Below are 25,991 nucleotides of genomic sequence, written 5' to 3'. Positions count from 1 at the left end.
GACATCCAAGCCCCGGAATCCGCGCCGATCAGGGGTCTGAAGATGAGAAGAAGATGAGAAATCGGGCCCGGATCACCACCCGCCGGGTCTCGGGTCCCGTCGGCACCGAGATCGCCGACGTCAGCCCCGCTGCGCGCTCCTCGCGCGCACCGTGATGACCTGGCCGACGAAGATCGCCGCCGCAACCGCCGCGGCGACGATCACCGTGAGCAGGTCCTCCTGCACCTTCATGATCGTGAAGGGGATGAGGATCGCGAGGTCGAGCACGATCGCGAGCACCGGCATCCACCGCACGGCGTGGATCTTCTCGCGCAGGTGGCGCATGACGCCCCACTGCACGGCGATGTCCATCGTGAGGTAGAGGAACGCTCCCATCGACGCGATCTGCGACAGGTCGAGGAAGGCCGTCGCGAGGATCGCGAGTGCCGCGGTGATGAGCAGCGGCTGGTGCGGCACCCGCTCGGGCAGTGCCGGCGCCTGGCGCATGTCCTGCAGCATCGCGTACAGACGCGAGACCGAGTACAGGCTCGCCAGCAGCCCCGACACCGTGGCGACCACGGCGATCGCGACCGTGATGCCCACGCCCCACGCCCCGAAAAGCGGCTCGGCGGCCTGCGCGAGGGCGTAGTCGCGGGCCTCGACAGCGCCCTCCGCGCCGATGCTCGCCTCCACCGACAGGGTGATGAGCAGGTAGAGCGCGCCGCAGATCGCCAGCGAGATCATGATCGACCGCGCGATGTTCTTCTCCGCGTCGCGGATGTCGTCGCCCTGGTTGGTGATCGTCGTGAAGCCCTTGTAGGCCAGTACGCACAGCGTCGTGCCGGCGAGCAGCCCCAGCACGTCGGGACTCTCGCCCGAGCTGTGTGCGAAGAGTCCGTCGCCGGCGACGGCCGTGCCGACGATGCCCGCGATCGCCAGCACCGCGATGCCCACGATCTTGGCCACCGCGGTGGTGGTGGCGGATGCCTCGACGAGGCGGTTGCCGACGAGGTTGATCACGGCGGCGGCCGCGATCACGATCACGCCGAGCACGGGGACGAGCACCGCGGAATCCTGCAGCCCGAACGGTCGCAGCAGGTAGGTGCCGAACGTGCGGGCGAGCAGGCTCTCGGCCACGACCATCGACACGTACATAAAGAGGGAGAACGACCCCGCGACGACGCCCGGACCGTAGGCATCCTTCAGCAGCATCGCGATGCCGCCCGAGGACGGGTTGACGCTCGAGTATCGGATGTACGAATATGCGCTGACGCCCGCGACGGCACCGCCCAGCAGGAACGCGAGCGGGAACCAGTCGCCCGCGAAGCCCGCCACCTGTCCGACGAGCGCGAAGATGCCTGCGCCGATCATCACGCCGGTGCCGAGCGACACCGATCCGGCCAGCGAGATCCTGTCGGTGCGATCGGTCATCGGGCCCCTCATCCTTCCGTGCGGCGTGCGTGCGTCGGCCACATTAGGGCGACGATGCGCCAGGCCGTGAGGCCTTGACAGGCTCGTCGCTCGCGTGCCGAGCCCCGATCAGGCCTTCGCGGCTCCGGAAGCGCGAAGAATCGCCTCGGCGGCGGACTCGAGAGAGAGCGTCTGCGCGATCTCGACCGCGCGGTCGTACCGCTCGCCGGCGAGTCCGACGAAGACCGGCCCGACGACGTCGACGAAACCGCGGGTCGCCGCTCCGTCGGTCACGCGGTACCGGTCCACACCGATCCGCTCCCACGGCCAGAGGACCTGCTCGGGCGCCTCCGGAATCACCGTCAGATCGGGCGCATCTCCGGCTCCGCCGCGTCGCCACGGAGCCCGCACGCCCCGCGTCCCAACCGCCATCTCGAGTGTCATGCGCCCCCTTTGTCGTGCCTGCATCCACTGTGACGCGGGACGTTCTGCCGGATAGGGGGGTTGAAATCGCCGCCCCGGTGGGCTACCCGTGTCGCCATCACGTCGCGGGCCTCGTGTCAACCCCGCACGGGGAGCCCTCACGTGCCTCTAACGTTTCCGACGTGCGCGACGCGTGGAGGGCGGGTCGCGGAAGGGAATGTACGTGAGCGACCCGTCGCGCGCCGACGCAGGCACGCAAGAGCTGCTCGATGGCCGGTACCTGCTGGGCGAATGCCTCGGCGAGGGGGGCATGGCCCGGGTGCACCGCGCCGAGGACATCGTGCTCGGCCGCGTCGTCGCCCTGAAGATCATGCGCGAGAGCTCGGATCCCGGGCTCGACTCGGGGCGGCTGCGGATGGAGTCCACGCTGCTGGCCTCGCTCGCCCACCCGTCCCTCGTGACCCTCTACGACGCGCATATCGCCCCGGGCAAGATGGGCTACCTCGTGATGGAGCTCGTCGAGGGCCCGTCCCTGCGCGAGCGGGCCGACGCGGGACCGCTTCCGGCTGCCGCCGTGGCGGCGCTCGCCCGCGACCTCGCCGACGCGCTCGCGACCGTGCACGCCGCAGGCATCGTGCACCGCGACGTGAAACCCTCCAACATCCTGCTCGCTCCGCCGGGAGCGTCGGGGGCGCCCTTCCGCGCCAAGCTCGCCGACTTCGGCATCGCCTACCTCACCGACGGCACGCGCCTCACGGCGCCGGGCACCGTCCTGGGCACGGCTGCCTACCTCGCCCCGGAGCAGGTGCGCGGTGCGCCCGCCGGGCCCGCCGCCGACATCTATGCGCTCGGGCTCGTGCTGCTCGAGACCCTCACCGGCGTGCGTGCCTTCCCGCACTCGACAGGCGTGGAGTCGATCGTCGTGCGCCTGTCGCAGTCTCCGAGGATCCCCGGCTGGCTGCCGGAGCCGTGGCGGGAGTTGCTTGCGGCGATGACCGCGATGGACCCGTTCGCCCGGCCGAGCGCGACGGCGGTCGTGGAGTCGGTCGTGACGATGGATGCCGCAGCCCTCGCCTTCTACGCCGGCGACGTGCCGGCGCGGGTCCACGCGGAGGAACCCACGGCGGCCGAGACCGCGATCGTCGCGGTGCCCCCGGCGCCCGCTCCTCCCGCGACGGAGCCGATCAAGGCGCTGCTCGTTCGCGCGGGCATCTCGGTCTCCGAACCCGCGCCCCCGACCACGCGGTCGCAGCACCGTGCCCTACGCCGGCGCCGCCGCCCCGCGCTCATGTGGGGTGGGGCGGCCGGGCTCGCGGCGGGTCTCGTCGCTGTCGCGGTCGCGCTTGCGCCGACTGCGGGCGGAGTCGTGGACCCCGCTCCCTCGGTGACGCCGGTCGCGGAGGGCGGCACGAGCGAGCAGACGCCCGCGCCGGAGCAGGAGGCTCCCGCCGGAGAGGCACCGCAGCAGGGCGCCATCGAGACGGTGGAGCAGAACACTGCGGTCGTCCCCGCCGCTCCCGAGCCTGCCGCCGAGGAACCGGCGCCCGCACCCGAGGCGCCCGCACCCGAGGCGCCCGCGCCCGCGGACACACGCAATGCCCCGTCCGGGGCGGATGACCGGGGCCCGGACACCGACAACCGGGGCAACCGAGGTCCGGGCAGCGACCGCGGCGGCGACCGGAACCCCGGCGACGACAGCGGAAACGGCCGCGGGGCGGGCAACCGCGGCGGCGGCAACGACTGACCCTTCCGCGAGAGTGCGACCACCGCCCGCCGACTGATCCCGTCGACCGCTCGGTGCCGCGCGATATCCGATCGGGAACGACGAAGGGCCCCCGCCGGCGGCGGGAGCCCTTCGCGAAAACTCTGGGTCAGGCCTGTGCGGCCAGCGCGAAGCGCACCGACCCGTCCTGCGACACCTCTGCGTCGAGTACCTTGTCGTCGAGCTCGGTCGCGGCGGCCGGCTCGAGGAAGACACGCGCGGCGCCCTGCTCGACGACGGAGTCCTCGGGCTCGGGAGACGAGGCGATCTGCAGCTCGAAACCGGCCTCGGGGGTGCCGTTTCCGCGGATGCGGAGCCCGCCGTTCTCTCCCTCGGGAACCTGGGAGACGATGGAGCGGACAGCGGTTGCGGCGTTCTCGGTGAGTGTGAGCATGGTGCTCTTCCTTCCGTAGGGGACGGCGAGCAAGCCACGATTCCGAGAATTCGGAGTCGTTTCAAGCCACAGCGCCCATTCGGAGGGTTCTCCCATGTAAAAGAGACCGCGTGCGATAGAGAGGGCGATCAGCCGTCCAGCCCCCCCCGCGCCGGGGTCAGGCGCCCTGCGCCGCCTCGTACGCCTCGATGACGGCGGCTGGCACGCGCCCCCGCTCCGACACCTGGTGGCCGTTCGAGCGGGCCCACTCGCGGACCGCGGTGTAGTCCTGCTGGCCGGTGCGGCGGCGCTTGCGCGTCGCGGCGGATGCCTGGGCACCGCGCGCGGAGACGGGCCGCGCGGCGTCGACGAAGCGCTGCATCGCGTCGCGCAGCGCTGCGGCGTTCTCGTCGGTGAGGTCGATCTCGTATGCGACGCCGTCGAGCGAGAACAGCACTGTCTCGCCCTCTCCCACCTCGAGAAGGGAGCCGTCGAGGTCGTCGACGAGCTGATGCACGATTCTGCGGGCCATGTCGACACCTTATCCGCACCGATGCGCGAAAGGCACGACCGCGCGCTCATCAGGGCAGAAGCCCCGAGCGGCGCGCCTTCGTCACGGCTGCGTGGCGCGTCGCGGCATCCAGCTTGCCCATCGCGGAGGACAGGTAGGCCTTGACCGTGCCCTCCCGCAGCCCGAGCGACCCGGCGATCTCGGCGTTGGTGGCGCCGAGGGCGACGCACGCGAGCACGTCGATCTCGCGGGGCGAGAGCGAGACGTCGCCGGCCGAGCGCCCGGCGGCGGCCGTGTCGCGCACGATGCCCGAATCGCCGGAGATGGCGGCCAGGCGCCGCTCGATCACCTCCAGGCGGCGACGCAGGGCGGGGTCTACGATGCCCGACGCGACCTGGCGCAGCTCGGCGTAGCTCTCCCGCAGTTCCTCGCGTAGCGGAGCCGAGAGCCTTGCGCTCGCGAGCGGCGCGGGGGCGAGCTTCGCCACGCGGCGGCGCACCTCTTCCCGCACCCGAAGCTCCGCGGCCAGCGCGTCGGCGACCTGGAACGCGGGGGCCGCCACGACATCGCCGACACCCTGAGACGCCCAGGCCCCGCCGTAGAGCACGCCGCGCGCGCGGCCGTCGACGACGACCGGCACCGCGAGCAGGGTCGTGATGCCCTCCCCGAGGATGTGACCGTCGTAATCGTGGGTGATGTGCTGCGCGCTCCGGTAGTCCCGCGTCATGCGCGGCCGCAGCTCGACCATGGCGCGTCCGCCGAGGCCCCGCTCCGGCCGCACGCTCAGCCCGTCGAGGCTGCGGGTGCGGCTGCCCACGACGGAGGTGACGGACACCGACCCGTCGGAGAAGAGCCCGCCGAACGCGACGGGGAAGTGGGTGCGGCGGGCGAGATCGCGCACCGCCCCGGCCACCAGTCGCACGTCGTCGTCGCTGCGCTCCTGCGTAAGCATCGCTACCTACTTTCGGGGGTGACGGCATCCTCGCCGCCTTCGTAGCGTCGAGGGTATCACCACGCAGCGCGCGGAATTCCGTCCGAACCAGGCGGTTATGCCCCAGGCATGACATCCCGGGGAGGCGGGCCCGTCGCGCCCGGAATCGGCGCGCCCAGGGCGGTCGCGCTCGTTGAGTCGGCAAGGAGGCCGCATGAACGACCCGAGATCCGAGACCGCTCCTCCGGGGGCGATCGACTACGTCGCGGTCGAGGAGTCCGCGCCTTTCCAGGAGCTCAAGCGCACGCAGCGCAGCTTCGTGTTCCCGTTGGCGATCGCGTTCCTCGTCTGGTACTTCGCCTACGTGCTGCTGTCGTCGTTCGCGACCGAGTTCATGGCGCAGCGGGTGTGGGGAGACATCACCGTGGGGCTGCTCATGGGGCTCGGGCAGTTCGTCACCACCTTCGCGATCACGATGGGCTACGTCGCCTTCGCCAACCGCAGGCTCGACCCCAAGGCCGAGGCGATCCGCGATGACCTCGAGCGTCGGCAGGGGGTCTCCGCGTGACCGAGATCCTCGCCGCCCTCGATGCGGCATCCTCGACCGTCGAGAACAACCCGATCCTCAACATCTCGATCTTCGGCGCGTTCGTCGCGGTGACGCTGTTCATCGTCATCCGCGCGAGCCGGAACAACAAGACGGCCGCCGACTACTACGCCGCGGGCCGCTCGTTCACGGGCCCGCAGAACGGGTTCGCGATCGCGGGCGACTACCTCTCCGCGGCGTCCTTCCTCGGCATCTGCGGCGCCATCGCCCTCAACGGGTACGACGGCTTTCTCTACTCGATCGGGTTCCTCGTGGCGTGGCTGGTCGCCCTGCTGCTCGTGGCCGAGCTCATGCGCAACACCGGCAAGTTCACGATGGCCGACGTGCTCTCGTTCCGACTGCAGCAGCGGCCGGTGCGGATGGCGGCGGCCATCACGACGCTCGCGGTGTGCTTCTTCTACCTGCTCGCGCAGATGGCGGGGGCGGGCGGGCTCGTCTCGCTGCTGCTCGGCATCGACGACTACGTCGGCCAGTCGGTCATCGTCGCCGTCGTCGGCGTGCTCATGATCGTCTACGTGCTCGTGGGCGGCATGAAGGGCACGACCTGGGTGCAGATCGTGAAGGCGTTCCTGCTCATCGGCGGCGCCATCGTGATGACCGTCTGGGTCCTCGCGATCAACGGCTTCAGCCTCGACCGGCTGCTCGCCAGCGCCGTGGATGCCTCGACGACGACCCCGCCGGACGCCATCCTCGGGCCGGGGCTGCAGTACGGCGCGAACCCGTGGGACTTCATCAGCCTCGCGATCGCGCTCGTACTCGGCACCGCCGGGCTGCCGCACGTGCTGATGCGCTTCTACACGGTGCCCACGGCCAAGGAGGCCCGGCGCTCGGTGGTGTGGGCGATCTGGCTCATCGGCCTCTTCTACCTGCTGACGCTCGTGCTCGGCTACGGAGCGGGCGCCCTGGTCGGTCCCGACGTCATCCGCGCCGCGCCCGGCGGGGTCAACTCGGCGGCGCCGCTGCTCGCGCTCGAGCTCGGCGGGCCGATCCTGCTCGGGTTCATCTCGGCCGTGGCGTTCGCGACGATCCTCGCGGTCGTCGCGGGTCTGACGATCACGGCGGCGGCCTCGTTCGCGCACGACATCTACGCGAACGTCGTGAAGAAGGGCGACGTTCCGCCCGACGGCGAGGTCAAGGTGGCCCGCCGCACGGTCATCGTGATCGGTGTGCTCGCGATCGTCGGCGGCATCGGCGTGCAGGGACAGAACGTCGCGTTCCTCGTCGCGCTGGCGTTCGCCGTCGCGGCATCCGCCAACCTGCCGACCATCCTCTTCTCGCTGTTCTGGCGCGGGTTCACCACCCGCGGCGCGGTGTGGAGCATGTACGGCGGGCTCGGCGCGGCGATCGTGCTCATCGTCGCCTCGCCCGTCTTCTGGGGCACCGACACGAGCGTGTTCCGCGGTGTCGGCACGGCGATCTGGCCGCTGAACAACCCCGGGATCGTCTCGATCCCGCTCGGGTTCTTCCTCGGCTGGCTCGGCTCGGTGACCTCGCGCCGACAGGAGGACCGGCGTCTGGCGGCCGAGATGGACGTGCGCTCCCTCACCGGCTTCGGCGCGGAGAAGGCGACCGAGCACTGAGGCGCGGGTGTGGCCGGCGAGCGGCCTACTCGCTCGCCGGCCACACCCCGCTCGTGCCCCGGCGGTGGCTTCCCACCAGGTGGGTGTCGACCATGCCGACGGCCTCCATCAGTGCGAACGCCGTGGTGGGGCCGACGAACCGGAACCCGCGGGCCTTCAGCGCCGCAGCCAGCGCCCGCGACTCCGGAGATGCGGTGGGGATGTCGGCCACCGTGGTCGGCCGCGGGGTCTGCGCGGGCTGGAAGCCCCAGACGAGGGACGCGAGCCCGCCCTCCTCGCGCAGGGCGAGCGTCGCCCGCGCATTGCCGATCGTGGCGAGGATCTTCGCGCGGTTGCGGATGATCGCGGCATCCGCCAACAGGCGAGCGACGTCGGCGTCGTCGTAGTCCGCGACGGCCTCCGGATCGAACTGCGCGAACGCGTGGCGGAAGGCGGGCCGCTTGCGCAGCACGATGGCCCAGGACAGGCCGGACTGGAACGCCTCGAGGCTGAGCCGCTCGAACAGTCCGCGCTCGTCGCGCACGGGCATGCCCCACTCCGTGTCGTAGTACTCCCGCAGCAGGGGGTCGGTCGCCGCCCAACGCGGGCGGACCAGGCCGTCCTCGCCGAGGATCAGGTCGGGCGAGGGGGCGCCCCCGGGCGGCGTCCCCGTCGAGGTGGTCGCGCGAGGCTGCGGGGCGGCGGTCATGCCCGCACCGCCCCGTGGGCCGCCTCGAGCGCGAGCAGGTGGCGCTTGACCTCGGGGCTGCCGCCGTACTCGCCCGGGCTGCCGTCTGCGCGCACCACCCGGTGCACCGGTACGAGCAGCGAGATGGGTGTCGTGGCGCACGCGGTGCCGACCGCGCGGGCCGCGCGCGGCGAGCCGGCCGCGGCCGCGACCTCGCCGTACCCCGCCGTCTCGGCGTAGGGGATGCGCCGGATCGCCTCGAGAGCCGCGCGTGCGAACCCGCGCGTCGCCGAGAGGTCGAGCGTTTCGTCGAACGTGCGCCGGTGCCCCGCGAAGTACTCCTCCAGCTGGTGCGCCAGCTCGTCGAATCCTGCGGGGTCGGGAAGAGCCGCGCCGCGGAGGCCGGCCAGCATGCGCTCGAGGGCCTGCTCGGGCGCGCTGTCGGTGAAGCGGAGGGCGACGATGCCCTCGTCGCCGCGCACGACGACGGCGGTGCCGATGGGTGAGGGGAGGAAGCCGAACGCGAAAGGCATGCGCCCATCCTGCCGCGCGGGTCGTCCCCCTCGCCGGCCCGAGCCGGATCGGGGGAGAGGGGATGAGGCTCCCCGGTGGGGGAGGAGCCCTACCGGGCGCGCGAATACCGCGAAACCCGCCCCGCCTGTCGCTCTGTACGCCGTGAGCCGCTTAGGGTGACCGTGTGTGGCGAGCAGATGGCAGCGCCGTGGGTGCGGAAGGTAACGGTCCCGCGTCCTCGGTGACCCCGCATGAGCTGTCGTTGGGAGAGCCCGGAGTGCAGGTCGTGAACGTCGCGGACGACGAGCGCGCGCGGCTGCGCGCCGAAGCGAAGGAGCTCGGCGGGGCATCCCCGCTGCTGCGCTTCACTGTCGCCGCCGACACCGGCATCGACATCACCAACGCCCATCCGGGCAGCCTGCCGCAGTTCATCACGGGACAGTCGACGCTGCTGTCGGGCCTGTTCCGAGACGAGGTGGCGCTGCGCACCGCGCGGCTGGCCGCCGAGGCGATCACCGCCAAGAACGTCGAGCTGCGCACCGTGCGCTCGATCGACGCCGTGCATCTGGCCGTCGGGCTCGCCTCGTGGCGCCTGGGCGGCGTCGTCTACACCTCGCCCGTGCTGCTGCGGCCGCTCGCGATCCGCCGACACGGATCCGACTTCGAGCTGAAGCTCCACGGCGGCTTCCACATCAACCCCGAGCTCGCCTCGGTGGCGCGGGAGCACTTCGGCCTCACCCTCGACGGGCCCTCGCTCGCCGAGCTTGCGCACGAGCACGGCGTGTTCAAGCCCCAGCGGGTCATCGACCGCCTCCGCGCGATGACCGCCCACATCGACACGTTCACGGTGCAGCCGCGCCTGGTGGTGTCGACCTTCGCCGACGTCGCCCGCGCGATGAGCCGCGACGGCGTCACCCTCCCGAGCGTCGTTCTCGACGCGCTCGCGGGGCACGCGGCGGCGAAGGAGTCGCTCGCGCACCAGCCCGGCGAGGCGCGATCCACCGGATCGGACGAGCGGTCCCCGGCATCCGACACGCTCCTGCTCGACGCCGACGGCGAGCAGGAGCACGTGCTCGCCCAGATCACGGCCGGCCGCTCGATCGCGGTGGCGACCCTGCCCGGCACGGGCGGCACGCAGACGGTCATCAACGCCGTCGGCGCTCTCGTGCAGGCCCACAAGCGCGTGCTCGTGGTCAGCGCCCGCCGCTCGACGATCGAGGGGGTGCGGCACCGCCTGCAGCAGATCTCGCTGCCGGGCCTGGCGTGTTCGCCCGCATCGGCCGGACGCGACCTCGTGCGCGCGATCGCGCGCAACGAGAAGGCGAGGGCGCCGCAGCTCACGGAAGTCGACGATGCGCTGGTGCGCCTGCGGGCGCTGCTGATCGCATACCGCCGCTCGCTCACCGCGAAGGTTCCCGGCCTCGGGGTCAGCCCGCTGGAGACCGTGCGTGCGCTCGCGCAGCTGCAGTGGGGCGAGGGGGCCGCCAACACGGCCGCCCGCTTCGACTACGACACGCTCACCCGCCTCGCCGGCGACCGCTCCGACGCCGCCGACAAGCTCCGGCTCGCCGCGTCGCTCGGCGAGTTCCGGTTCGGACCCGGCGACTCGCCCTGGTACGGCGTCACCTTCTCCTCCACCGAGGAGGCCGAGGCCGCGCACAGGCTCGCGCAGCGCCTGCACGCCACCGAGGTGCCCCGACTCCTCGAGCGCGGGTACGAGCTCATCGCGCAGACGCGCATGCGACCTTTCGCCTCGATCGACGAGCTCGGCGACTACCTGCGTCTGCTCATCGACATCCGCGATTCGCTCGACCGCTTCAGCCCCTCCGTCTACGAGCGTCCGCTCGCCGAGCTCATCAAGGCCGTCGGGCCGCGGCGCGACGCCGCCGACATGCGCGGCGGGGAGCGTCGCCGGCTGCGCCGCCTGGCGAAGGAGTACGTGCGCCCCGGCGTTCACGTCGTCGACATGCACGACGCGCTGGTGCGCATCCACCGTCAGCGCACGCAGTGGCAGCGCTACGTCGACGCGGGGGTCGCGCCCGAGGTGCCGCTGGGCCTCGCCGACGTGCACGTGGCCTGGCAGCGCGTCTCCGCGGAGCTCGCCGAGCTCGACACCCCGCTCGGGCGCGACCTCGATCAGCGCCTCGCCGCGCTGCCCGTGGACCGGCTCGTGCGCATCCTCGGCGGGCTTGCCGCCGAGTCCGAGGTGCTCGACAACCTCATCGAGCGCACCGCCCTCCGGGCCGAGCTCTCACGCCTGGGGCTCGGGCAGCTGCTCTCCGAGCTCTCGGTGCGCCACGTGCCCGCCGACCGGGTGGGGGCCGAGCTGGAGTACGCCTGGTGGCAGTCCACGCTCGAGCACATGCTCCGGGGGGACAAGGCGCTGCTCGGCGCGAACACGGGCGTCGTCGATCGCCTCGAGAGGGACTTCCGACTCGTCGACGAGGCGCACGCCGCGGCATCCGGCCCGCTCCTGGCCTGGCAGCTCGCGCGCGAGTGGAAGATCGGCCTGGTCGACCACCCCGACGAGGCCGACGCCCTGAAGGTGCTGCTCACGCGGGGCACGCCCACGGCGGCGGGTCTTGCGCAGGTCGCCCCGAACCTCGGCCGCGTGCTCGCGCCCGTCTGGCTCGCCTCGCCCTACGACGTCCCGCAGCTGCCCGAGTCGCCCGGTTTCGACACCGTGATCATCGCGGATGCCGGGGCCATCAACCTCGCCGAGGCGGCGCCCGCCATCCGCCGCGCGCGCCAGGTGATCGTGCTGGGCGATCCCGTGACGCAGAAGCCCTCGCCGTTCGCGCTCGCCGCGGGCGTCGTGCCCCAGGAGGAGCCCGAGGTGGCCTTCGACGAGGTCTCGGTCTTCGAGCGCCTCGCCGAGATGCTCCCCGTCTACACCCTCACCCGCAGCTATCGCGCGGGCGGCGAAGACCTCGCCGAGCTCGTCAACGACGCCTTCTACGGCGGCGAGATCGTCTCGGCGCCGTGGGCGGGGTCGTATCTCGGCCGCGGCAGCCTCACCGTCGACTACGTCGAGGGCGGCTTCGGTGCCCCCGATCCGATCACCGGCGCCGTGGAGAGCCCCGACACCGAGGTCGCGCGCGTCGTGACGCTCGTGCTGGAGCACGCCGTGAACCGGCCGGGGGAATCGCTCATGGTCGTCACGGCGAGCGTGCGTCACGCCGAGCGAGTGCGCGCCGCCGTCAACACGGCCTTCGCGGGCCGCTCGGATGTCTCGGCGTTCGTCACGCGCGACACGGCCGAGCCCTTCGCCGTGCTCACCCTCGAGCAGTCGGTCGCGGAGAGCCGCGACCGCGTGATCTTCTCGCTCGGCTTCGGCCTCACCCGTCACGGTCGGGTGCTGAGCGACTTCGGCGACCTGTCGACCCCCGACGGCGAGCGGCTGCTCACGGTGGGCATGACACGCGCCCGCCGCTCCATGGTGATCGTCTCGTCGATCCGCCCCTCGGCCTTCGACGAGGGGCGGCTGGAGCACGGCGCCGCGACCCTCATGTCGATTCTCGGCGGCGTCGCCGCGGGGCGCCGGGAGCCGCGCCTCGAAGACCTCGCCGATCCGCTGACACGGCGGCTGGCGGGCGAGCTGCGCCGCCTCGGGGTGACGGTGGACGTGAACTACCGCGGGCTGCTGCCCCTCGTGGCGCAGCACGGCGGCAAGGCGGTCGTCGTCGAAAGCGATCCCGAGACGCACGACGAGTCCCTCCGGGAGGCCCTGCGCCTGCGGCCGCAGCTGCTGCGGCGGCTCGGCTGGCACTACGTGCGGGTGCACTCCTTCGACCTGTACACCGATCCGGCGGCGGTGGCCTCGCGCATCGCGGCGATCCTCGGGGTCCAGCCCGACGCGCCCGCCGTGGACACCTCGACCCAGCCGATCGATGTCATCGAATGATGCGGATGCCGAGGCATCCGGCGCTCCGCGTCAGCGGATCGTGCGGGTTCCCGGTGCGCGCCGCGCGAAGCTGACCCCGGCCCCCGGCACGACGGTCGAGCCCGTCAAGGGCGACGCGACGGCGGAGCCCGCCGCCGAGCCCACGGAGCGCGGTCCGAACGACGACCGGATGCGACGGGACGTCCCGCCGCACTGGTGAGCGGCGTAGGCGTTCCGGCCAGCGGGGCGCGCGGTTCAGCGCGGGTTCGTGGTCTGCTGCTTCTCGAGCAGGTCGCGGATCTGCACGAGGATCTCCTGCTCGGTGGGCAGTTTCGGCTCCTCGGCGGCCTCGGTGAGGCCCGCGCGGGCGGCGGCGCGCGCCTTGATGCGGTTCATCGGGTAGACGAACACGAAGTACACGACGATCGCGACGGCGAAGAAGCTGATGACGGCGCTGATGAGCGAGCCCAGCGGGAAGGTGACGTCCTGCCCGTAGATGCCCGTGATGGTCGGGCCGAACTCGCCCGACTCGTTCGGCTGATAGAAGATCGCCACGAGCGGATTGATGATGCTCGCGACGATCGCGTTGACCACGGCGGTGAAGGCGGCGCCGATGACGACGGCGACGGCCAGGTCGATGACGTTCCCGCGGAGGATGAACTCCTTGAAGCCCTTGATCATGCTCGGTTCCTCGTTCCTTTCGTTCGGCGGTGCGGCAGTCAGGATCCCGCGGGAGCAGGCGCGGCCTTCGCTCCGGACGACGATGCCCCCGAAGAAGCCCCCGAGCCGCCGCCGGAGTCCTTCGAGGAAGAGGACGAACCGCTGGACGAACCTGACGAGGAGGTCGTGGACGACCCGCCGGAGGACGAGCCCGAGCGCGAGTCGGTGCGGTAGAAGCCGCTGCCGTTGAAGGTGACGCCGATCGAGCCGTACTGCTTGCGCAGTTCCCCGCCGCACTGTGGGCACTCGGTCAGGGCGGGCTCGGCGAAGGACTGCACCGCGTCGAAGCGGTGGGCGCAGCTCTTGCAGGCATAGGCGTAGGTGGGCATGTCGGCTCCTGGATCAGCGGTCGTTCGCCGCAAAGGTGAGGGTTCGGGTGGGAGTGACGATGCCGGTGACCGGCTGGTCGTGCACCTCGCGCGGTACGTCGGGGAGAAGTTCGGTGTCGAAGATGACGGCGTAGACGGGAGGGCAGCGCTCCATCGAGCCGATCGTCTTGTCGAAGTATCCGCGGCCCCATCCGAGCCGCATGCCCGACTCGTCGACGGCGGCGGCGGGGATGATCATGAGGTCGACGTCGTTGACGGCGATCGGGCCGAGCAGCTCGCCCGTGGGCTCGGGGAGGCCGAACATCCCCTCGGTGATGCCGCCGTCCTTCTCCGCGACGGCCCAGTCCAGCAGTCCGTCGGCGCGCGTCACGGGCAGCAGCACGCGGATGCCGCGGGCGACGGCGCCCTCGACGAACGGCCGCGTGTCGGGCTCGGTGGACGTTGCCAGGAAGCATGAGACCGATCGGGCGCCGAGGCGCTCGACGAGCGCGTCGAGCTGCGCCTTCACGCCCTGCCCGGCCTGTTCGAGCTGGGCCTGCGAGAGCGTCTGGCGTCGCTCGCGGAGGTCGGCGCGAAGCGCCCGCTTGGTGTTGTCGATGTCGTGCGACACGCGCACCATCATAGGCGGGGTGAGGGGGGACCCCGGCGGCGAGAGCGGGATGCGCGGCATATCGGTGCGCGTGCGACCGATACGATATCCGCATGCCTGAAGCGAAGTTCAAAGCCGTCATCCCTGCAGCCGGTCTCGGCACACGCTTCCTCCCCGCCACCAAGGCGATGCCGAAGGAGATGCTTCCGGTGGTCGACAAGCCGGCCATCCAGTACGTCGTGGAAGAGGCCGTCCAGGCCGGCATCGAGGACGTGCTCATCATCATCGGCCGCAACAAGAACAACCTCTCGAACCACTTCGACTCCGTCCCGGAGCTCGAGGACAAGCTGCGTGCCAAGGGCGACACCTCCAAGCTCGAGAAGGTCATGGCCTCCTCCGATATGGCCGACATCCACTTCGTGCGTCAGGGGGAGCCCAAGGGCCTCGGGCACGCGGTGCTGCGCGCGAAGGCGCACGTCGGCGACATGCCGTTCGCCGTGCTGCTCGGCGACGACCTGATCGACGATCGCGACCCGCTCCTGGGGAAGATGCTCGAGGAGCAGACCAAGCGCGGCGCGTCGATCGTCGCCCTCATGGAGGTAGATCCCGAGCAGATCCACCTCTACGGCGCGGCCGCCGTCGAGGCCACCGACGACCCCGACGTCGTGCGGGTCACCGGCCTCGTCGAGAAGCCCGCGAAGGAGGACGCCCCCTCCAACCTCGCCATCATCGGCCGCTACGTGCTGAGCCCCGCGATCTTCGACGTGCTGGAGCACACCGAGCCCGGCAAGGGCGGCGAGATCCAGCTCACCGACGCGCTCGAGGAGCAGGCGGCGGATGCCGAGGGCCCCGGCGTGTTCGGCGTCGTGTTCCGCGGTCGTCGCTACGACACCGGCGATAGGGTTGATTACATCAAGGCCATCGTGCAGCTGGCCTCGGATCGCGAGGATCTGGGCCCCGAGCTGCGTCCCTGGTTCAAGGAGTTCGCGGCGGGCCTGTAACGCCCCGCCGCACGGGTCGAGGGAGCGCGCATGGAGATCGAGCTGCCCCGCGCGCACGGACCCGTGTCGATCCGGCTCGTCCGCGCGAAGGACGCGCGGGTGCTGCAGCAGGAGCTGCTGTCCAACCGCACGTGGCTGCAGCGCTGGGAGGCCACGAGCCCCGACGGGCCGGTCTCGTTCGATATGCGCCTCGGCATCCGCCGTCTGCTGCAGCAGTACCGTGACGGTCTCGGCGTGCCGCTCGTGATGGAGTACGACGGGCTCGTCGCCGGCCAGCTGAACGTGTGGGGGATCGCGCGCGGGTCGCTCTCGAGCGCGACGATCGGCTACTGGGTCAGCGAGCGCTTCGCGGGCAAGTCCATCACGCCCACCTCGGTAGCGATGGCCACCGACCTCTGCTTCACCGACCTGCGGCTGCACCGGATGGAGATCTGCATCCGTCCGGAGAACCAGGCGAGCCTGCGGGTCGTGGAGAAACTCGGCTTCCGCTACGAGGGTCTTCGGCGCCGATACATCCACATCGACGGCGACTGGCGCGACCACTACGCGTTCGCGATCACCCGCGAGGAGGTGCCGCACGGCGTGCTCGATCGGTGGGTGCGCGGGCAGGCACCGCGAGACGCCGCGACCGTGCCCCCGGCCGATCGGGAGCCCAGCGCGCCGGGAGTGTGACGCGGCATCCGCGTTCATGCGATCATGACCCGACACGCGGGCGGATGCGGTCGGTATCGCCCCGGCTCGCATACCGTAGGCGCCATGGGTGGGCAGGTTCTCGGCGGTGGCGTGATCGTGCTGGTCGCCGCTGCGCTGTGGCTGGTGTATCTCATGCCCACATGGCAGAACCGGCATCGGTACTACGCCGCCGAGCGCAACGCCGTGCGGCTCAACCAGGCCCTCCGGGTGCTCGCCGAGACCAGCGAGACACCCGAAGAGGTTCGCCTGGAGCTGACCGCCCGCACCGCCGCGCAGCAGCAGAAGCTCGCCAAGCGCCTGCAGTCCGAGAAGCAGGCCGCAGAGCTCGAGCAGCTGCGACTCGAGCTCGAGGCCGCGCGCCACGCTCCTCAGGCCCGCCGCGCCCGTGCCCGGCGACGTGCGCGCCTCGTCGCCACCGCGCTGCTCTTCGCCGCGCTCGCCGTCATCGGGCTGGGCGTATGGCAGACCGTGCAGACCGGCGGCCAGGTGCTGCTGTGGTCGGGTGCGGGGCTCGCCGTGATGGCCGTCGCCGTGCTCCAGCGGATGGCGGCGGTGGCGACGCGCGCACGCATGCGTGAAGCCGGCGCCGCGCCGGTGATGCTCGGTGAGCGTGAGCAGCCCCAGGTGCAGGACGTCGCGCTGCCGGAGCAGGTCTCCCGTGAATGGACGCCCCGCTCGCTCCCTCAGCCGCTCGTCTCCTCGGCGGGCTCCCGGGCGGCCGCCGAACTGGATGCCGCGGCCGCGCACGAGGCCCTGCGCCGCGCCGCGCGCGAGGAAGCCCTGCGGGCCCAGGCCGCGCGTCTCCAGCCCGATCCCGTGTCGCTCGCCGCGGCGCGCGCCACGCAGCCGATCGTCTCGCCCTACTCCGCGATGGGAACGGTCGACGACGCCGAGATCGAAGCCCACGTCCGGCAGCTGCTGCAGCGCCGGGCCGCGGGCTGAGCTCTCGGGCACGCGAAAGCGGCCCACCCCCGAGGGGATGGGCCGCAGCCGACGATGTCGGAGCTCGACTCAGTTGTGGTCGAAGGCGTCCTTGACGTTGTCGCCGGCCTTCTTGGCGTCGGCCTTGGCCTGATCGGCCTTGCCCTCCGCCTCGAGCCTCTCGTTGTCGGTCGCCTTGCCGAACGCTTCCTTCGCCTTGCCGGTGACGTCTTCGGCGGCGTGCTTTGCCTTATCTCCGATGGCCATATGCGGCTCCTCTCGTCTTGCGTCCCCCCATCCTGCGCGCGCCGATCCGCAATCGGGAACGGGTTGTGTTCGCCCGGGTCGGGTGATACGGGCACGGCCGAGCCGCGGCCTAGAAGGGTGCGGGGCGAGGGGCCCCGTGTGACGAAGAGGCCTCCGATGCCGTGATAACCTAACGGAGGTTCACGGGCCTGTGGCGCAGTTGGTAGCGCGCTTCGTTCGCAATGAAGAGGTCAGGGGTTCGAATCCCCTCAGGTCCACCAATGTGATGAGTCGCGACATAGGAGACATCTGAGTCGCGTCATAGGCGACATTTACGAGAGAGAGTCCGGCCATCGGCCGGGCTCTCTCTCGTTGTTTCGCCAGTAGGTCCGGGCGGGGTCGATGGTGTTGGTCGCGATGATTTCGCCGGTGTCGAGGTGGATGACGGTGACGGTGTGTTCGTCGGCGATGAGGATGCAGCGTTTCCCGCGGTGGTTGGCGCCGATGCCGAGGTGGTGCATGCGGGCCGCGCGGCGGAAGCTGATTTTCCCGTTGCTGTCGACGTGGTCGTGTCGGATCCGGTAGTGGGTGCGGTCGCTGTGGCCGGCGGGGGTGGCTTTCGGGGTGGCGGCGTAGGCGAGGTCGGGTGTGGTTGCGTGGGCGCGGTGGGGTCGGGTGGTGTTGTAGTAGTCCCGGAACTGGTCGAGCTGGGTCTGGAGCTCCGTGATGGTTGCCGCGCGGGGTCGGGCGGTGAGCCAGCGTTTGAGGGTCTGGTGGAAGCGTTCGATCTTCCCTTGGGTTTGCGGGTGGTTCGGGGTGCCGTTCTTCTGTCGGATGTTCAGCGCGGCGAGGACGTATTCGAACTCGTTGCGTCCCCCTCCGTGGCGGGCGGTGTAGACGCGTCCGTTGTCGGTGAGGGTCGATGCGGGCGGTCCGAACTCGTCGACGCAGTGTAGGAAGGTGTCCACGACGGTTTTGCCGGTGACGGGGTGGTGGACGGTGCAGGAGAGCAGTTTGCGGGAGTGGTCGTCGAGCCAGTTCAGGATCTCGACGTCGGTGCCCTCGGCCAGGCGCCAGTGGGTGAAGTCGGATTGCCAGGTCTCGTTGGGCCTGTCTGCTTCGAACCGGATGTAGGAGGAGCGGGGGCGTTTGCGGGGTTCGGGGGCGATCAGCCCGGCAGTGTGCAGGATGCGGCGGATGGTGGAGGTCGACGGGGCCTGTAGCCCTTCCTGGGTCAGGTGCCAGGCGATCGTGACCGGGCCAGCGTCGGTTCCGGCCGCGGTCAGCGCGGCCCGCAGCTGCACGATCCGGTCACGGACCCGGTCGGTGACCGCCTGCGGGCTGGTCAACGGGGCACGGGATCGGGGCTTCAGCCCGTCCAGACCCTCGTCGCGGTAACGGGCGAGGAGCTTGTGTAAGTACTGCCGAGACATCCCGTACTCGGCCGCTGCTGCCGTGACCGACAGCTCCCCGGCGACGATCTTCAACACCACGACCCGATGCTTCGACGACATGCACGAGTGTCGCCTATGACGCGACTCACGTGTCGCCGATCACCTGTCGCCTATGTCGTGAACTCAGACACCCTCAGGTCCACCGTTATCCGGGTTCGTCCCGTTCTGCGCCCTTGCGGCTGCCGGTTGCGCGTGCGCGAACCCGCGCATCCCCGAGTGCTGCATCCCCGTGCGTTCCTCCTGCTCCTCTGCCGGGGAGAGGGGATCTGCCCGGCAGAGGGCCGGATCGCGGCATCCGCCCCTCGCGTCGGCAATCGCCCTCGGCCGAGCAGAGGGCCGGAGTTGGCGAAGGCGATCGCCCTCGGCCGAGGAGAGGGCCGGACGCCGCGAAGCCAACGGACGCCTCCGCGACCGAGCAGCCGCGCGCCCTAGGCTGGCGGGGTGAGCGCGCCCCTTCCTACCCGCAGCCGAATCGTCGCCGACCGCCTCGCCGAAGCGGGCATTCCCGGGAGGATCGTCGTCCTGCCGGATGCCGCGTCAACCGCCGTGCTCGCCGCGGCGGCGCTGGGCGTGGAGGTCGGTGCCATCGCCAACAGCCTGGTGTTCATGAGCGACGGAGAGCCGCTGCTGGTGATGACCAGCGGTGCGCACCGCGTCGACACCGCGGCCCTCGCGGAGCGGATCGGTCGAGGGTCGATCACCCGCGCCAGTGTCGATCAGGTGCGCGAGGCGACGGGTCAGGCCATCGGCGGCGTCGCCCCGACGGGCCACCCGGACCGCCTCACGACGATCGTCGACGAGGACCTCGCCGCGTATCCGCAGATCTGGGCGGCCGGCGGCACCCCCCACACCGTGTTCCCGCTCACGTTCGACCAGCTCGTGAGCCTTACGGAGGGCACCGTCGCGAAGGTCGACTGACCGCACCGGGTGTCAGTCGCGAGGGGCGTCGAAGCTCCAGGATGCCGGGACGGCGCCTGCCACGTCGTCCCAGGTCGGCACGTCGAACGTGAACACCGCGACGGCGCACGTGGGCATGTGGGAGATCGCGTCCGCGCCCGCAGGGAAGCCGGAGAAGTGCTGCGCGAGCGCCGTCAGACCCGGGTTGTGCGCGACGACGAGGACCGCGTCATCCGCCCGCTCGGCGACGACGCGCAGCAGGGTGCCCGGCGCCGCGCCGTAGAGCCGCTCGTCGAGATCGGGCTGGATACCGAGCGCCTCTCCGAAGACGGCGGCGGTGGTGCGCGCGCGAACGGCGGTGCTCGAGAGCAGCGCTCCGGGGCGTAGCCCGCTCGCCGCCAGCCGCGCGGCCATGACGGGCGCGTCGCGGAGCCCCCGCTCGTTCAGCGTGCGGTCGTGGTCGTCGAGGCCGGGGTGGTCCCAGCTGGACTTGGCGTGCCGTACGAGGGCCAGCGTCTTCATGCGCCCACCCTACGAGCGCGGCGCGTACGTCCACGCGTTCGCGCCGGAGTCCAGCCGCACGAGCGTGCGCCGGTACGCGCCGATCTCGTACTCGTCGGCGGCGTCGAGCTCGTCCTCCGTGACGATCGTCACGATGCCCATGACCTTATCGAGCGGATTGCCGGTGTGGCGCACGACGGCGTGCACGCCGTGGCCCGTGAGGTCGGCCGCGTGGGGGTCGTCGCGGTCGAGATAGTCGACGGTGTAGCCCGAGAGCGCGTCGTCGTCGCCGCCGAGCAGCCGGCCGAACGTCTCGAGCTGCACGACGGGCAGCGTGAGGGTCCCGTAGATGAAGAGCGCGACATCGGTGGATGCTTCGGCCACGCACCCAGGCTAGTGTCCGCGCCGCGGCGGGGCTATGCCCCGGGCCCCCCGAGCACGAGGTGCGCGATCGTATAGATCGCCAGCCCCGCGAGGGCGCCCACGATCGTGCCGTTGAGGCGGATGTACTGCAGGTCGCGGCCGACCATCAGCTCGATCTTCTCCGTCGTCTCGGCGGGGTCCCAGCGCTCGATCGTGTCGGTGATGATCGAGGCGATGTCGTGGCGGTAGCGCTCCACGACGAACGACGCGGCATCGCTCACCCAGACATCCACCCGCACCCGCAGCCCCTCGTCGGTCTGCAGGCGCTCACCGAGCTCCACGAGGATCTGCTGGGCCCGTACCCGCAGGCCGCTGCCGGGATCATCCAGGGAGCGGAGCAGCCCGCCCTTGGCGGTGTTCCAGGCATCCGCGGCGATCCGGCGCAGTCGCGGGCTGTCGAACACCGAGGCCTTCGCGCTCTCGAAGCGCGCGATCGTGTCGGGGTCGCCCTGCAGGTTCGCGGCGAGGCGGTCGAGGTAGCCGTCGATGGCCAGGCGGGCCGGATGCCGCCGGTCGGCGCGCACCGCGGCGACGAACTTCACGGCCTCGCTGTAGGCGGTGTCGTCGACCAGACGCAGCGCGACGCTCGGGACCCACGACGGCAGCCGGCGCGAGACGAGCCCCGTGAAGGCGTCGCGGTTGGTGTCCAGCCAGGTCGCGATGCTGTCGGCCGCGAGGTCGACCGCGCCGTGGTGCGCGCGCGCCTCGACGATGCGCTCGAGCCAGGAGCCGGCGGCGGGGGCCCACTCCGGCTCGACGAGGTGCTCACGCGCCAGGTCGGCGACGAGCGACTGCACGTCGTCGTCGCTCAGCGCTCGCAGCACGCTCGCCGCGAGCGTCGCCCCCTCCGAGGCGACGCGCTCGGCGTGCTCGGGCCGCGACAGCCAGGCCCCGACGCGATCGGAGACGCCGATCTGCTCCAGCTTGCCCCGCACGATGTCGGCCGAGAGGAAGTTGGTCTCGACGAACTCCCCGAGCGTGCGCCCGATCTCGTCCTTGCGTCGCGGGATGATCGCGGTGTGGGGGATGGGCAGGCCGAGGGGATGCCGGAACAGCGCCGTCACCGCGAACCAGTCGGCCAGCGCGCCGACCATCCCGCCCTCCGCGGCGGCCCGCACGTAGCCGAGCCACGGAACGTCCTCCTGGAGGGTGAAGGCGATCACGAAGACGACGGCCATCCCCAGCAGCGCGCCGAGCGCCACGCCCTTCATGACGCGCAGCGCGCGGCGGCGCTCGCGGTCTGCGGGGCTGAGGAGGTGGGTGGGGGTCGGCGTCACCCGGTCATCCTCGCACGGGGGTGCGGCGCCCGGGCCGTCGTCCGGACCGCCGACCGCGTCGGCCGGAGGGTAGCCTTGCGGCGTGATCGAGGACATCCGCCGCCGAGCCCTTCACCGCACGAGCATCCTGGAGGGCCAGCTGCGCGGCCTGACCAAGATGATCGAGAACGAGGACTACTGCATGGACATCATCGCGCAGTCGCGCGCGATCGAGCGGGCCCTCGAATCCCTCAACCGCCTGCTGCTGGAGAACCACTTGCGTACCCACGTCAGCGAGATGTTCGAGCAGGGCGGCGACGAGCGCGAGCAGGCCGTCGCGGAACTGCTGAAGGCCTTCGACTTCGACGGGCGCTGAGCGCGCGCTGCCGGTCGCGGGGCGCGGCTGTCAGGACTCGATCGGACCGAGCCACGCGGAGGCGAGGGTCGCGTGCGCCGACTCCGGGTCGGAGGGGTGGAACGCCCCGGCGAGCACGTCGCGGTAGAGACGCGAGAGCTCGGAGCGGGTGAAGTACGAGGATCCGCCCGCGACGAGCATCGCGTCATCCACCACGCGCTTCGCGGTCGCGGTGGCGCGGTGCTTGAGCCCCGCCAGCAGCGAGAACCAGCGCGCGCCGTGGTCGGCGAGCGCGTCGACGTCGGCGGCGAGAGAGGCGATCTGCGGCGGCAGGGCGTCGTACGCGAGCGCCATGTCGGCGATGTGCCACCGGATGTCGGGGTCCTGCGCGTAGGTCTTCCCGGTCTTCTTCGACGTGCGTGCGCCGGCGGTCGCGACGGCGACGTCGAGCGCACGGCGCGCGATGCCGGTGTACACCGACGCCAGCAGCACCTCGAAGACGCTGAAGATGCCGAACACGAGGGGGTCGGGGTTCGGCCCCGGCGGCACGAACCGCACGACGCGGTCGGCGGGCGCGACGGCGCCGGAGAGCACCGTCGTGCGGCTCTGCGTCGCGCGCATCCCCAGGGTGTCCCAGTCGTCGCGCACCTCGATCGTGCCCTCCGACTCGGCCGATCGCGGAACGAAGGCGTAGACGAGCCGCGGCCCGTCGGGCGACGACGTGTCGAGGCCGTGCAGGCCCAGGTGCGTCCACGCCGGCGAGAGGGAGGTGAAGATCTTCGTGCCGGTGAAGGCATATCCGCCGTCGGGGAGGGGCGCGGCATCCGTGTCGCTGCCGAACAGCACGAGGTCGTTGCCGGCCTCGCTGATGCCGAAGGCGAACACCTCGCCCGCCGCGGCGCCCTCCTGCACGAAGGCGAGGTCGTCGATGCCGCGGTCGCGCAACACCTTGGCGACTCCCGTCCACACGAGGTGCATGTTCACCGCGAGCGCCGTGGCGGGGGATGCCCCGGCGAGCCGCTGCTGCAGGATCGCCGCCTCGGCGACACCCAGCCCGGCTCCGCCGCGGTCCTGCGGCACGAGGATCCCCAGATATCCCGCCGACCGCAGGTCGTCGAGGTCGTCGTGCGGGAACGTGTTCTCGGCGTCGTGGCGGGCCGCGCGGGCGCGGATGCGCTCGATCAGCTCGTCGGGCAGATGATCGGCGGCGTCGAACGGGGGCGTCGTGGTGTGGTCGGTCACGCGAGGATCTCCAGAAGCATGCGCATCGTCTCGTCGGGCTCGTCCCGGTGGGGCGAGTGGCCCGCGCCGGGAACGATCGCATGGGTGAACCGCGGATTGGACGCCAGGATTCCTTCGGCGACCTCGCCGGTGAACAGGCTGTAGACGGCGGGGTCGGCGCCGAGCACGTGGGTGGGGACGGCCACCTGGCGCGCTGCGGCCGAGACATCCCACGGCATGTTCTGCGCGCTCGTCTGCTCCACCGCCCAGCGGCTGGCCTGCTGCGCCGCCAGCGCCTTCAGCTCGATGTCGTGCGGGTGCCAGTCGGGGTGCTCCGCCCGCACGGCGTCCTCGGAGGTGTCGGCGAACGCGCGCTGCTGGCTGTTGCGCACGATCTCGCTGTCGCGCCCCGCGACGACGATGCCGGGATCGATGAGCACGAGGCGCGCGGCCCACAGGGGATGCGCGGCGCTCGCGACGACGGATGCCGCGCCGCCGAGCGAATGCCCGATGACGACGTCCCACGCGCCGCCGCCCTCGGGCGCGGTCGCGACGAGGTCGGAGGCGTACGCGGCGACGGTGTAGTCGAGCGCCCGCGGTGCGCTGCCGTGGCCGCGCAGGTCGACGGCGGTGGCGTGCCAGCCCGCGTCGGCGAGCGCCGTGCCGACGCGCCACATCAGGGCGCCGGAGGAGCCGAGCCCGTGCACGAGGAGCGCGCGGCGGGCGGCGGCGGGGTGACCCCACGAGAGGCGGGGGAGCGTGAGCGGCGAAGTCATTCCGCAAGCCTACGAAGCGGATGGGGCGCCGGGGTCGGCCGGTGCGGCATCCGCGGCCCCGGGCCCGCGGGCGGGCGACGTATCCCGAAGCGGCGTCGCCAGACCGCGCAGCGCCGCGAGGAAGTGCTCGGGGTCGCGTGGCGCCGGCTCCTGCAGCCACGCCTCCAGGATGCCGATCGATCCGTTCGCGATGAATCGCGCCGTGCTCTCCTCGAGGAACCGGGCGGGTGACCCCGGCGCGTCGAACGGCGCTCGCACGGCTCCCGAGCGCTCGAGTTGCACGACGCTGTCGTGGAAGTGGCCGGAGAGCATGCTGCGCAGGTCGCCGCCGCCGCTGCCGAGGAGGGCGCGTTCGTAGATCGCCGAATGCTCTTCGATGTGCGCGAGCACGGCCCGGGTGGTGCTCGCGATCGGGTCGGGGCCTCCGATGAGGTGCTCCTCGCGGATCCGATCGAGCTGGATGCGCAGCGCGACACGAAGCAGCTCCACCGGGGAGGCGGCGTGCTCGTAGAAGGTCGAGCGGTGCACGCCCGCCGTGTGGGCGATCTCCGTCGCCGAGATCTCCTCGACGGGGCGGGCCGCCGCGAGTGTCAGCACGGCGGAGTACAGGCGCGCGTGGGCGCGGCGGGGGGCGGCCATGACTCTCCTCTTCAACGGGCGTAGACTCAGAATTATCCGACATTTGTCGGATAATTCGACGAACGGCGCGCTGAGCGGGCGTGCGGATAGGAGTGGACATGGCAACCTACGACGTGGCAGAGCGTTCCGCGATCGTCACCGGCGCGGCATCCGGGATCGGTCGCGCGGTCGCGCTGATGCTCGCGGCGAACGGCGCGGCGGTGCTCGTGGCCGACCTGCGCGAGGAGGATGCGCAGCGGGTCGTCGACGAGATCACCGCCGCGGGCGGCCGGGCGGCCGCCTTCGCCGGCGACGTGTCCGACCCCGACACGGCCGACGCCATGGTGCAGCGCGCCGCTGAGCTGGGTCCGCTCGGGATCGCCGTCAACAACGCAGGCATCGGCGGGGCGGCTGCGGAGATGGGGGACTACCCCCTCGACAGCTGGCAGAAGGTCATCGAGGTCAACCTCAACGCCGTCTTCTACGGCATGCGCGCACAGCTCCCCGCGCTCGCGGCGTCGGGCGGCGGCTCGATCATCAACATGGCCTCGGTTCTCGGATCGGTCGGCATCCCCATGTCGTCGGCGTACGTCACCGCCAAGCACGGCGTCGTGGGCATGACGAAGAACGCCGCGCTCGAGTACGGCGACCGCAAGGTGCGCGTGAACGCGGTGGGTCCCGGCTTCATCCACACCCCGCTGGTGGATGCCAACCTCGATGCCGACGCGCAGGCGGGCCTTGCGGCTCAGCACGCGCTGGGGCGCCTCGGATCCCCTGAAGAGGTCGCCGCTCTCGTGGCGTTCCTCGCCTCGGACGCCGCGTCCTTCGTCTCCGGCAGCTATCACCTGGTCGACGGCGGATACGCCGCACGCTGACCGACGCGGAGGAGGGGTCGCGCGGCGGCCCCTCCCTCTCGCCCCCGCGAGAGAATGACGGAATGATCTCGAGCGACATGGCGCGGACGCTGCGGGACGCCGGGCTCGTGTGGCGACCCGCCTCGGGCGACCGCTTCCAGCTCGACGAGCCCGAGTTCGAGGCCGACGTCTTCACCGTCAGCGAGATGACGATCGAGCCGCGGGCCTACCCGACGGGCACGATCCTCGCCTTCAACGGCACGACCGAGTGGGCGCTGGATTCCGTAGCGCTCGAGGAGGCGCTGTGGCTGCCCCGCGAGGACCAGCTGCGGGAGATGCTCCGCGGCGCGTTCCGTGCCCTGCGCCGCCTTCCCGACACCCACGAGGTCGAGATCGAGATCGCGGGGGAACGCCGGGTGTACGAGCATCCCGAGCCCGCCGACGCCTACGCGATGGCGGTGCGGGCGATGCTGATGCGCATCCGCTGAGCGGGTCGCG

30 protein-coding genes and 1 tRNA gene are annotated in these 25,991 nt (G+C 71.6%); 13 read left to right on the top strand and 18 right to left on the bottom strand.

The features are described from left to right. Window positions 1-120: 120 nt before the first annotated feature. Both RYJ27_RS10095 and RYJ27_RS10090 read right to left on the bottom strand, forming a co-directional pair. Window positions 121-1,410: an APC family permease gene (locus tag RYJ27_RS10095; RefSeq protein ID WP_330170185.1), complete on the bottom strand. Its 1,290-nt coding sequence runs from the start codon at window positions 1,408-1,410 to the stop codon at window positions 121-123. Between the two features lie 108 nt (window positions 1,411-1,518). Further along, window positions 1,519-1,833 (bottom strand): hypothetical protein, encoded by a 315-nt coding sequence (locus tag RYJ27_RS10090; protein WP_330170184.1) that lies wholly within the window; start codon window positions 1,831-1,833, stop codon window positions 1,519-1,521. Between the two features lie 202 nt (window positions 1,834-2,035). Here RYJ27_RS10090 and RYJ27_RS10085 point away from each other — a divergent pair, with 202 nt between their 5' ends. Next, window positions 2,036-3,556: a serine/threonine-protein kinase gene (locus RYJ27_RS10085; protein ID WP_330170183.1), complete on the top strand. Its 1,521-nt coding sequence runs from the start codon at window positions 2,036-2,038 to the stop codon at window positions 3,554-3,556. Between the two features lie 127 nt (window positions 3,557-3,683). Here the strand turns inward: RYJ27_RS10085 and RYJ27_RS10080 are convergent, their stop codons facing one another. From RYJ27_RS10080 to RYJ27_RS10070, 3 genes are all read right to left on the bottom strand, one after another. Further along, window positions 3,684-3,968 (bottom strand): Fe-S cluster assembly protein HesB, encoded by a 285-nt coding sequence (locus RYJ27_RS10080; RefSeq protein WP_330170182.1) that lies wholly within the window; start codon window positions 3,966-3,968, stop codon window positions 3,684-3,686. Between the two features lie 157 nt (window positions 3,969-4,125). Then, window positions 4,126-4,479, bottom strand: coding sequence for a histone-like nucleoid-structuring protein Lsr2 (locus RYJ27_RS10075; protein ID WP_330170181.1), 354 nt, complete (start codon window positions 4,477-4,479; stop codon window positions 4,126-4,128). A gap of 49 nt (window positions 4,480-4,528) precedes the next feature. Beyond that, window positions 4,529-5,410, bottom strand: a complete 882-nt coding sequence (locus RYJ27_RS10070; protein ID WP_330170180.1) for a LuxR C-terminal-related transcriptional regulator — start codon at window positions 5,408-5,410, stop codon at window positions 4,529-4,531. Window positions 5,411-5,603: 193 nt separating this feature from the next. Here RYJ27_RS10070 and RYJ27_RS10065 point away from each other — a divergent pair, with 193 nt between their 5' ends. Next, window positions 5,604-5,957 carry a DUF485 domain-containing protein gene (locus RYJ27_RS10065; protein WP_330170179.1) on the top strand — a complete coding sequence of 118 codons (354 nt, stop codon included), beginning with the start codon at window positions 5,604-5,606 and terminating at the stop codon, window positions 5,955-5,957. Continuing rightward, window positions 5,954-7,576 (top strand): solute symporter family protein, encoded by a 1,623-nt coding sequence (locus RYJ27_RS10060; protein ID WP_330170178.1) that lies wholly within the window; start codon window positions 5,954-5,956, stop codon window positions 7,574-7,576. The genes RYJ27_RS10065 and RYJ27_RS10060 overlap by 4 nt, the downstream gene beginning before the upstream one ends. A gap of 25 nt (window positions 7,577-7,601) precedes the next feature. On the opposite strand, the gene RYJ27_RS10055 is transcribed toward RYJ27_RS10060, so the two are convergent. Both RYJ27_RS10055 and RYJ27_RS10050 read right to left on the bottom strand, forming a co-directional pair. Continuing rightward, on the bottom strand, window positions 7,602-8,264 hold the full coding sequence (locus RYJ27_RS10055; protein WP_330170177.1) for a DNA-3-methyladenine glycosylase I: 663 nt from the start codon (window positions 8,262-8,264) through the stop codon (window positions 7,602-7,604). After that, complete coding sequence (locus RYJ27_RS10050) at window positions 8,261-8,776, bottom strand: methylated-DNA--[protein]-cysteine S-methyltransferase (protein WP_330170176.1); 516 nt, start codon at window positions 8,774-8,776, stop codon at window positions 8,261-8,263. Before RYJ27_RS10050 ends, RYJ27_RS10055 begins: the two co-directional genes overlap by 4 nt. A 164-nt stretch (window positions 8,777-8,940) precedes the next feature. On the opposite strand from RYJ27_RS10050, the gene RYJ27_RS10045 reads away from it, so the two are divergent. Both RYJ27_RS10045 and RYJ27_RS10040 read left to right on the top strand, forming a co-directional pair. Further along, on the top strand, window positions 8,941-12,660 hold the full coding sequence (locus RYJ27_RS10045; protein ID WP_422732831.1) for a DEAD/DEAH box helicase: 3,720 nt from the start codon (window positions 8,941-8,943) through the stop codon (window positions 12,658-12,660). Continuing rightward, complete coding sequence (locus tag RYJ27_RS10040; protein WP_330170174.1) at window positions 12,647-12,859, top strand: hypothetical protein; 213 nt, start codon at window positions 12,647-12,649, stop codon at window positions 12,857-12,859. The genes RYJ27_RS10045 and RYJ27_RS10040 overlap by 14 nt, the downstream gene beginning before the upstream one ends. Before the next feature lie 35 nt (window positions 12,860-12,894). On the opposite strand, the gene mscL is transcribed toward RYJ27_RS10040, so the two are convergent. Genes mscL through RYJ27_RS10025 form a run of 3 tightly spaced genes read right to left on the bottom strand, consistent with a single transcriptional unit; the run spans window position 12,895 to window position 14,307 of the window. Beyond that, window positions 12,895-13,320, bottom strand: a complete 426-nt coding sequence (mscL, locus tag RYJ27_RS10035) for a large conductance mechanosensitive channel protein MscL (protein WP_330170173.1) — start codon at window positions 13,318-13,320, stop codon at window positions 12,895-12,897. A gap of 38 nt (window positions 13,321-13,358) precedes the next feature. Further along, complete coding sequence (locus RYJ27_RS10030) at window positions 13,359-13,688, bottom strand: FmdB family zinc ribbon protein (RefSeq protein WP_330170172.1); 330 nt, start codon at window positions 13,686-13,688, stop codon at window positions 13,359-13,361. 13 nt (window positions 13,689-13,701) lie between these two features. Beyond that, window positions 13,702-14,307 carry a 5-formyltetrahydrofolate cyclo-ligase gene (locus tag RYJ27_RS10025; RefSeq protein ID WP_422732894.1) on the bottom strand — a complete coding sequence of 202 codons (606 nt, stop codon included), beginning with the start codon at window positions 14,305-14,307 and terminating at the stop codon, window positions 13,702-13,704. An 83-nt stretch (window positions 14,308-14,390) separates the two neighbouring features. On the opposite strand from RYJ27_RS10025, the gene galU reads away from it, so the two are divergent. From galU to RYJ27_RS10010, 3 genes are all read left to right on the top strand, one after another. Continuing rightward, window positions 14,391-15,278, top strand: coding sequence for a UTP--glucose-1-phosphate uridylyltransferase GalU (gene galU / locus RYJ27_RS10020; protein ID WP_330170170.1), 888 nt, complete (start codon window positions 14,391-14,393; stop codon window positions 15,276-15,278). Between the two features lie 30 nt (window positions 15,279-15,308). Next, complete coding sequence (locus RYJ27_RS10015) at window positions 15,309-15,950, top strand: GNAT family N-acetyltransferase (RefSeq protein WP_330170169.1); 642 nt, start codon at window positions 15,309-15,311, stop codon at window positions 15,948-15,950. 84 nt (window positions 15,951-16,034) lie between these two features. After that, a complete protein-coding gene (locus RYJ27_RS10010; protein WP_330170168.1) occupies window positions 16,035-16,913 on the top strand; it encodes a hypothetical protein in 879 nt (292 codons plus the stop codon). Between the two features lie 69 nt (window positions 16,914-16,982). Here RYJ27_RS10010 and RYJ27_RS10005 read toward each other — a convergent pair whose 3' ends face one another. After that, the gene (locus RYJ27_RS10005) at window positions 16,983-17,159 is read right to left on the bottom strand and encodes a CsbD family protein (RefSeq protein WP_330170167.1); all 177 of its coding nucleotides are present in this window, start codon (window positions 17,157-17,159) and stop codon (window positions 16,983-16,985) included. A gap of 184 nt (window positions 17,160-17,343) precedes the next feature. Here RYJ27_RS10005 and RYJ27_RS10000 point away from each other — a divergent pair. After that, window positions 17,344-17,419, top strand: a tRNA-Ala gene (locus tag RYJ27_RS10000). Between the two features lie 51 nt (window positions 17,420-17,470). Here the strand turns inward: RYJ27_RS10000 and RYJ27_RS09995 are convergent. Beyond that, the gene (locus tag RYJ27_RS09995; protein ID WP_330170166.1) at window positions 17,471-18,652 is read right to left on the bottom strand and encodes an IS481 family transposase; all 1,182 of its coding nucleotides are present in this window, start codon (window positions 18,650-18,652) and stop codon (window positions 17,471-17,473) included. Between the two features lie 381 nt (window positions 18,653-19,033). On the opposite strand from RYJ27_RS09995, the gene RYJ27_RS09990 reads away from it, so the two are divergent. Then, window positions 19,034-19,510 (top strand): YbaK/EbsC family protein, encoded by a 477-nt coding sequence (locus tag RYJ27_RS09990; RefSeq protein ID WP_330170165.1) that lies wholly within the window; start codon window positions 19,034-19,036, stop codon window positions 19,508-19,510. A gap of 12 nt (window positions 19,511-19,522) precedes the next feature. Here RYJ27_RS09990 and RYJ27_RS09985 read toward each other — a convergent pair whose 3' ends face one another. Genes RYJ27_RS09985 through RYJ27_RS09975 form a run of 3 tightly spaced genes read right to left on the bottom strand, consistent with a single transcriptional unit; the run spans window position 19,523 to window position 21,690 of the window. After that, on the bottom strand, window positions 19,523-20,011 hold the full coding sequence (locus tag RYJ27_RS09985; protein ID WP_330170164.1) for a SixA phosphatase family protein: 489 nt from the start codon (window positions 20,009-20,011) through the stop codon (window positions 19,523-19,525). Between the two features lie 9 nt (window positions 20,012-20,020). Further along, complete coding sequence (locus RYJ27_RS09980; protein WP_330170163.1) at window positions 20,021-20,374, bottom strand: gamma-glutamylcyclotransferase family protein; 354 nt, start codon at window positions 20,372-20,374, stop codon at window positions 20,021-20,023. A gap of 32 nt (window positions 20,375-20,406) precedes the next feature. Then, window positions 20,407-21,690 carry a DUF445 domain-containing protein gene (locus RYJ27_RS09975; protein WP_330170162.1) on the bottom strand — a complete coding sequence of 428 codons (1,284 nt, stop codon included), beginning with the start codon at window positions 21,688-21,690 and terminating at the stop codon, window positions 20,407-20,409. An 82-nt stretch (window positions 21,691-21,772) separates the two neighbouring features. Between RYJ27_RS09975 and RYJ27_RS09970 the strand changes: the two genes are divergently transcribed. Beyond that, the gene (locus RYJ27_RS09970; protein WP_330170161.1) at window positions 21,773-22,045 is read left to right on the top strand and encodes a metal-sensitive transcriptional regulator; all 273 of its coding nucleotides are present in this window, start codon (window positions 21,773-21,775) and stop codon (window positions 22,043-22,045) included. A gap of 30 nt (window positions 22,046-22,075) precedes the next feature. On the opposite strand, the gene RYJ27_RS09965 is transcribed toward RYJ27_RS09970, so the two are convergent. Genes RYJ27_RS09965 through RYJ27_RS09955 form a run of 3 tightly spaced genes read right to left on the bottom strand, consistent with a single transcriptional unit; the run spans window position 22,076 to window position 24,660 of the window. Further along, window positions 22,076-23,266, bottom strand: a complete 1,191-nt coding sequence (locus RYJ27_RS09965; RefSeq protein ID WP_330170160.1) for an acyl-CoA dehydrogenase family protein — start codon at window positions 23,264-23,266, stop codon at window positions 22,076-22,078. Continuing rightward, a complete protein-coding gene (locus RYJ27_RS09960) occupies window positions 23,263-24,021 on the bottom strand; it encodes an alpha/beta fold hydrolase (protein WP_330170159.1) in 759 nt (252 codons plus the stop codon). The genes RYJ27_RS09965 and RYJ27_RS09960 overlap by 4 nt, the downstream gene beginning before the upstream one ends. Before the next feature lie 9 nt (window positions 24,022-24,030). Next, window positions 24,031-24,660, bottom strand: coding sequence for a TetR/AcrR family transcriptional regulator (locus tag RYJ27_RS09955; protein ID WP_330170158.1), 630 nt, complete (start codon window positions 24,658-24,660; stop codon window positions 24,031-24,033). A gap of 98 nt (window positions 24,661-24,758) precedes the next feature. Between RYJ27_RS09955 and RYJ27_RS09950 the strand changes: the two genes are divergently transcribed. Continuing rightward, entirely contained in the window at window positions 24,759-25,514 is a 756-nt protein-coding gene (locus RYJ27_RS09950; protein ID WP_330170157.1) for an SDR family NAD(P)-dependent oxidoreductase, read from the top strand. 62 nt (window positions 25,515-25,576) lie between these two features. Beyond that, the gene (locus RYJ27_RS09945; RefSeq protein WP_330170156.1) at window positions 25,577-25,981 is read left to right on the top strand and encodes a pilus assembly protein CpaE; all 405 of its coding nucleotides are present in this window, start codon (window positions 25,577-25,579) and stop codon (window positions 25,979-25,981) included. Window positions 25,982-25,991: the final 10 nt, after the last annotated feature.

It is taken from the genome of Microbacterium limosum (assembly GCF_036324365.1).
Classification (GTDB): Bacteria; Actinomycetota; Actinomycetes; order Actinomycetales; family Microbacteriaceae; genus Microbacterium; species Microbacterium limosum.
This window is presented reverse-complemented; position numbering and strand designations above follow the sequence as displayed.

Excerpts from the sequence above, each read along its gene's own strand:
- RYJ27_RS10095 (WP_330170185.1), bottom strand. The coding sequence starts at position 1,410 with ATGACCGATCGCACCGACAGGATCTCGCTGGCCGGATCGGTGTCGCTC.
- RYJ27_RS10090 (WP_330170184.1), bottom strand. The coding sequence starts at position 1,833 with ATGACACTCGAGATGGCGGTTGGGACGCGGGGCGTGCGGGCTCCGTGG.
- RYJ27_RS10080 (WP_330170182.1), bottom strand. The coding sequence starts at position 3,968 with ATGCTCACACTCACCGAGAACGCCGCAACCGCTGTCCGCTCCATCGTC.
- RYJ27_RS10075 (WP_330170181.1), bottom strand. The coding sequence starts at position 4,479 with ATGGCCCGCAGAATCGTGCATCAGCTCGTCGACGACCTCGACGGCTCC.
- RYJ27_RS10070 (WP_330170180.1), bottom strand. The coding sequence starts at position 5,410 with ATGCTTACGCAGGAGCGCAGCGACGACGACGTGCGACTGGTGGCCGGG.
- RYJ27_RS10065 (WP_330170179.1), top strand. The coding sequence starts at position 5,604 with ATGAACGACCCGAGATCCGAGACCGCTCCTCCGGGGGCGATCGACTAC.
- RYJ27_RS10055 (WP_330170177.1), bottom strand. The coding sequence starts at position 8,264 with ATGACCGCCGCCCCGCAGCCTCGCGCGACCACCTCGACGGGGACGCCG.
- RYJ27_RS10050 (WP_330170176.1), bottom strand. The coding sequence starts at position 8,776 with ATGCCTTTCGCGTTCGGCTTCCTCCCCTCACCCATCGGCACCGCCGTC.
- RYJ27_RS10040 (WP_330170174.1), top strand. The coding sequence starts at position 12,647 with ATGTCATCGAATGATGCGGATGCCGAGGCATCCGGCGCTCCGCGTCAG.
- mscL (WP_330170173.1), bottom strand. The coding sequence starts at position 13,320 with ATGATCAAGGGCTTCAAGGAGTTCATCCTCCGCGGGAACGTCATCGAC.
- RYJ27_RS10030 (WP_330170172.1), bottom strand. The coding sequence starts at position 13,688 with ATGCCCACCTACGCCTATGCCTGCAAGAGCTGCGCCCACCGCTTCGAC.
- RYJ27_RS10025 (WP_422732894.1), bottom strand. The coding sequence starts at position 14,307 with ATGGTGCGCGTGTCGCACGACATCGACAACACCAAGCGGGCGCTTCGC.
- galU (WP_330170170.1), top strand. The coding sequence starts at position 14,391 with ATGCCTGAAGCGAAGTTCAAAGCCGTCATCCCTGCAGCCGGTCTCGGC.
- RYJ27_RS10015 (WP_330170169.1), top strand. The coding sequence starts at position 15,309 with ATGGAGATCGAGCTGCCCCGCGCGCACGGACCCGTGTCGATCCGGCTC.
- RYJ27_RS10010 (WP_330170168.1), top strand. The coding sequence starts at position 16,035 with ATGGGTGGGCAGGTTCTCGGCGGTGGCGTGATCGTGCTGGTCGCCGCT.
- RYJ27_RS10005 (WP_330170167.1), bottom strand. The coding sequence starts at position 17,159 with ATGGCCATCGGAGATAAGGCAAAGCACGCCGCCGAAGACGTCACCGGC.
- RYJ27_RS09995 (WP_330170166.1), bottom strand. The coding sequence starts at position 18,652 with ATGTCGTCGAAGCATCGGGTCGTGGTGTTGAAGATCGTCGCCGGGGAG.
- RYJ27_RS09985 (WP_330170164.1), bottom strand. The coding sequence starts at position 20,011 with ATGAAGACGCTGGCCCTCGTACGGCACGCCAAGTCCAGCTGGGACCAC.
- RYJ27_RS09960 (WP_330170159.1), bottom strand. The coding sequence starts at position 24,021 with ATGACTTCGCCGCTCACGCTCCCCCGCCTCTCGTGGGGTCACCCCGCC.
- RYJ27_RS09955 (WP_330170158.1), bottom strand. The coding sequence starts at position 24,660 with ATGGCCGCCCCCCGCCGCGCCCACGCGCGCCTGTACTCCGCCGTGCTG.
- RYJ27_RS09950 (WP_330170157.1), top strand. The coding sequence starts at position 24,759 with ATGGCAACCTACGACGTGGCAGAGCGTTCCGCGATCGTCACCGGCGCG.
- RYJ27_RS09945 (WP_330170156.1), top strand. The coding sequence starts at position 25,577 with ATGATCTCGAGCGACATGGCGCGGACGCTGCGGGACGCCGGGCTCGTG.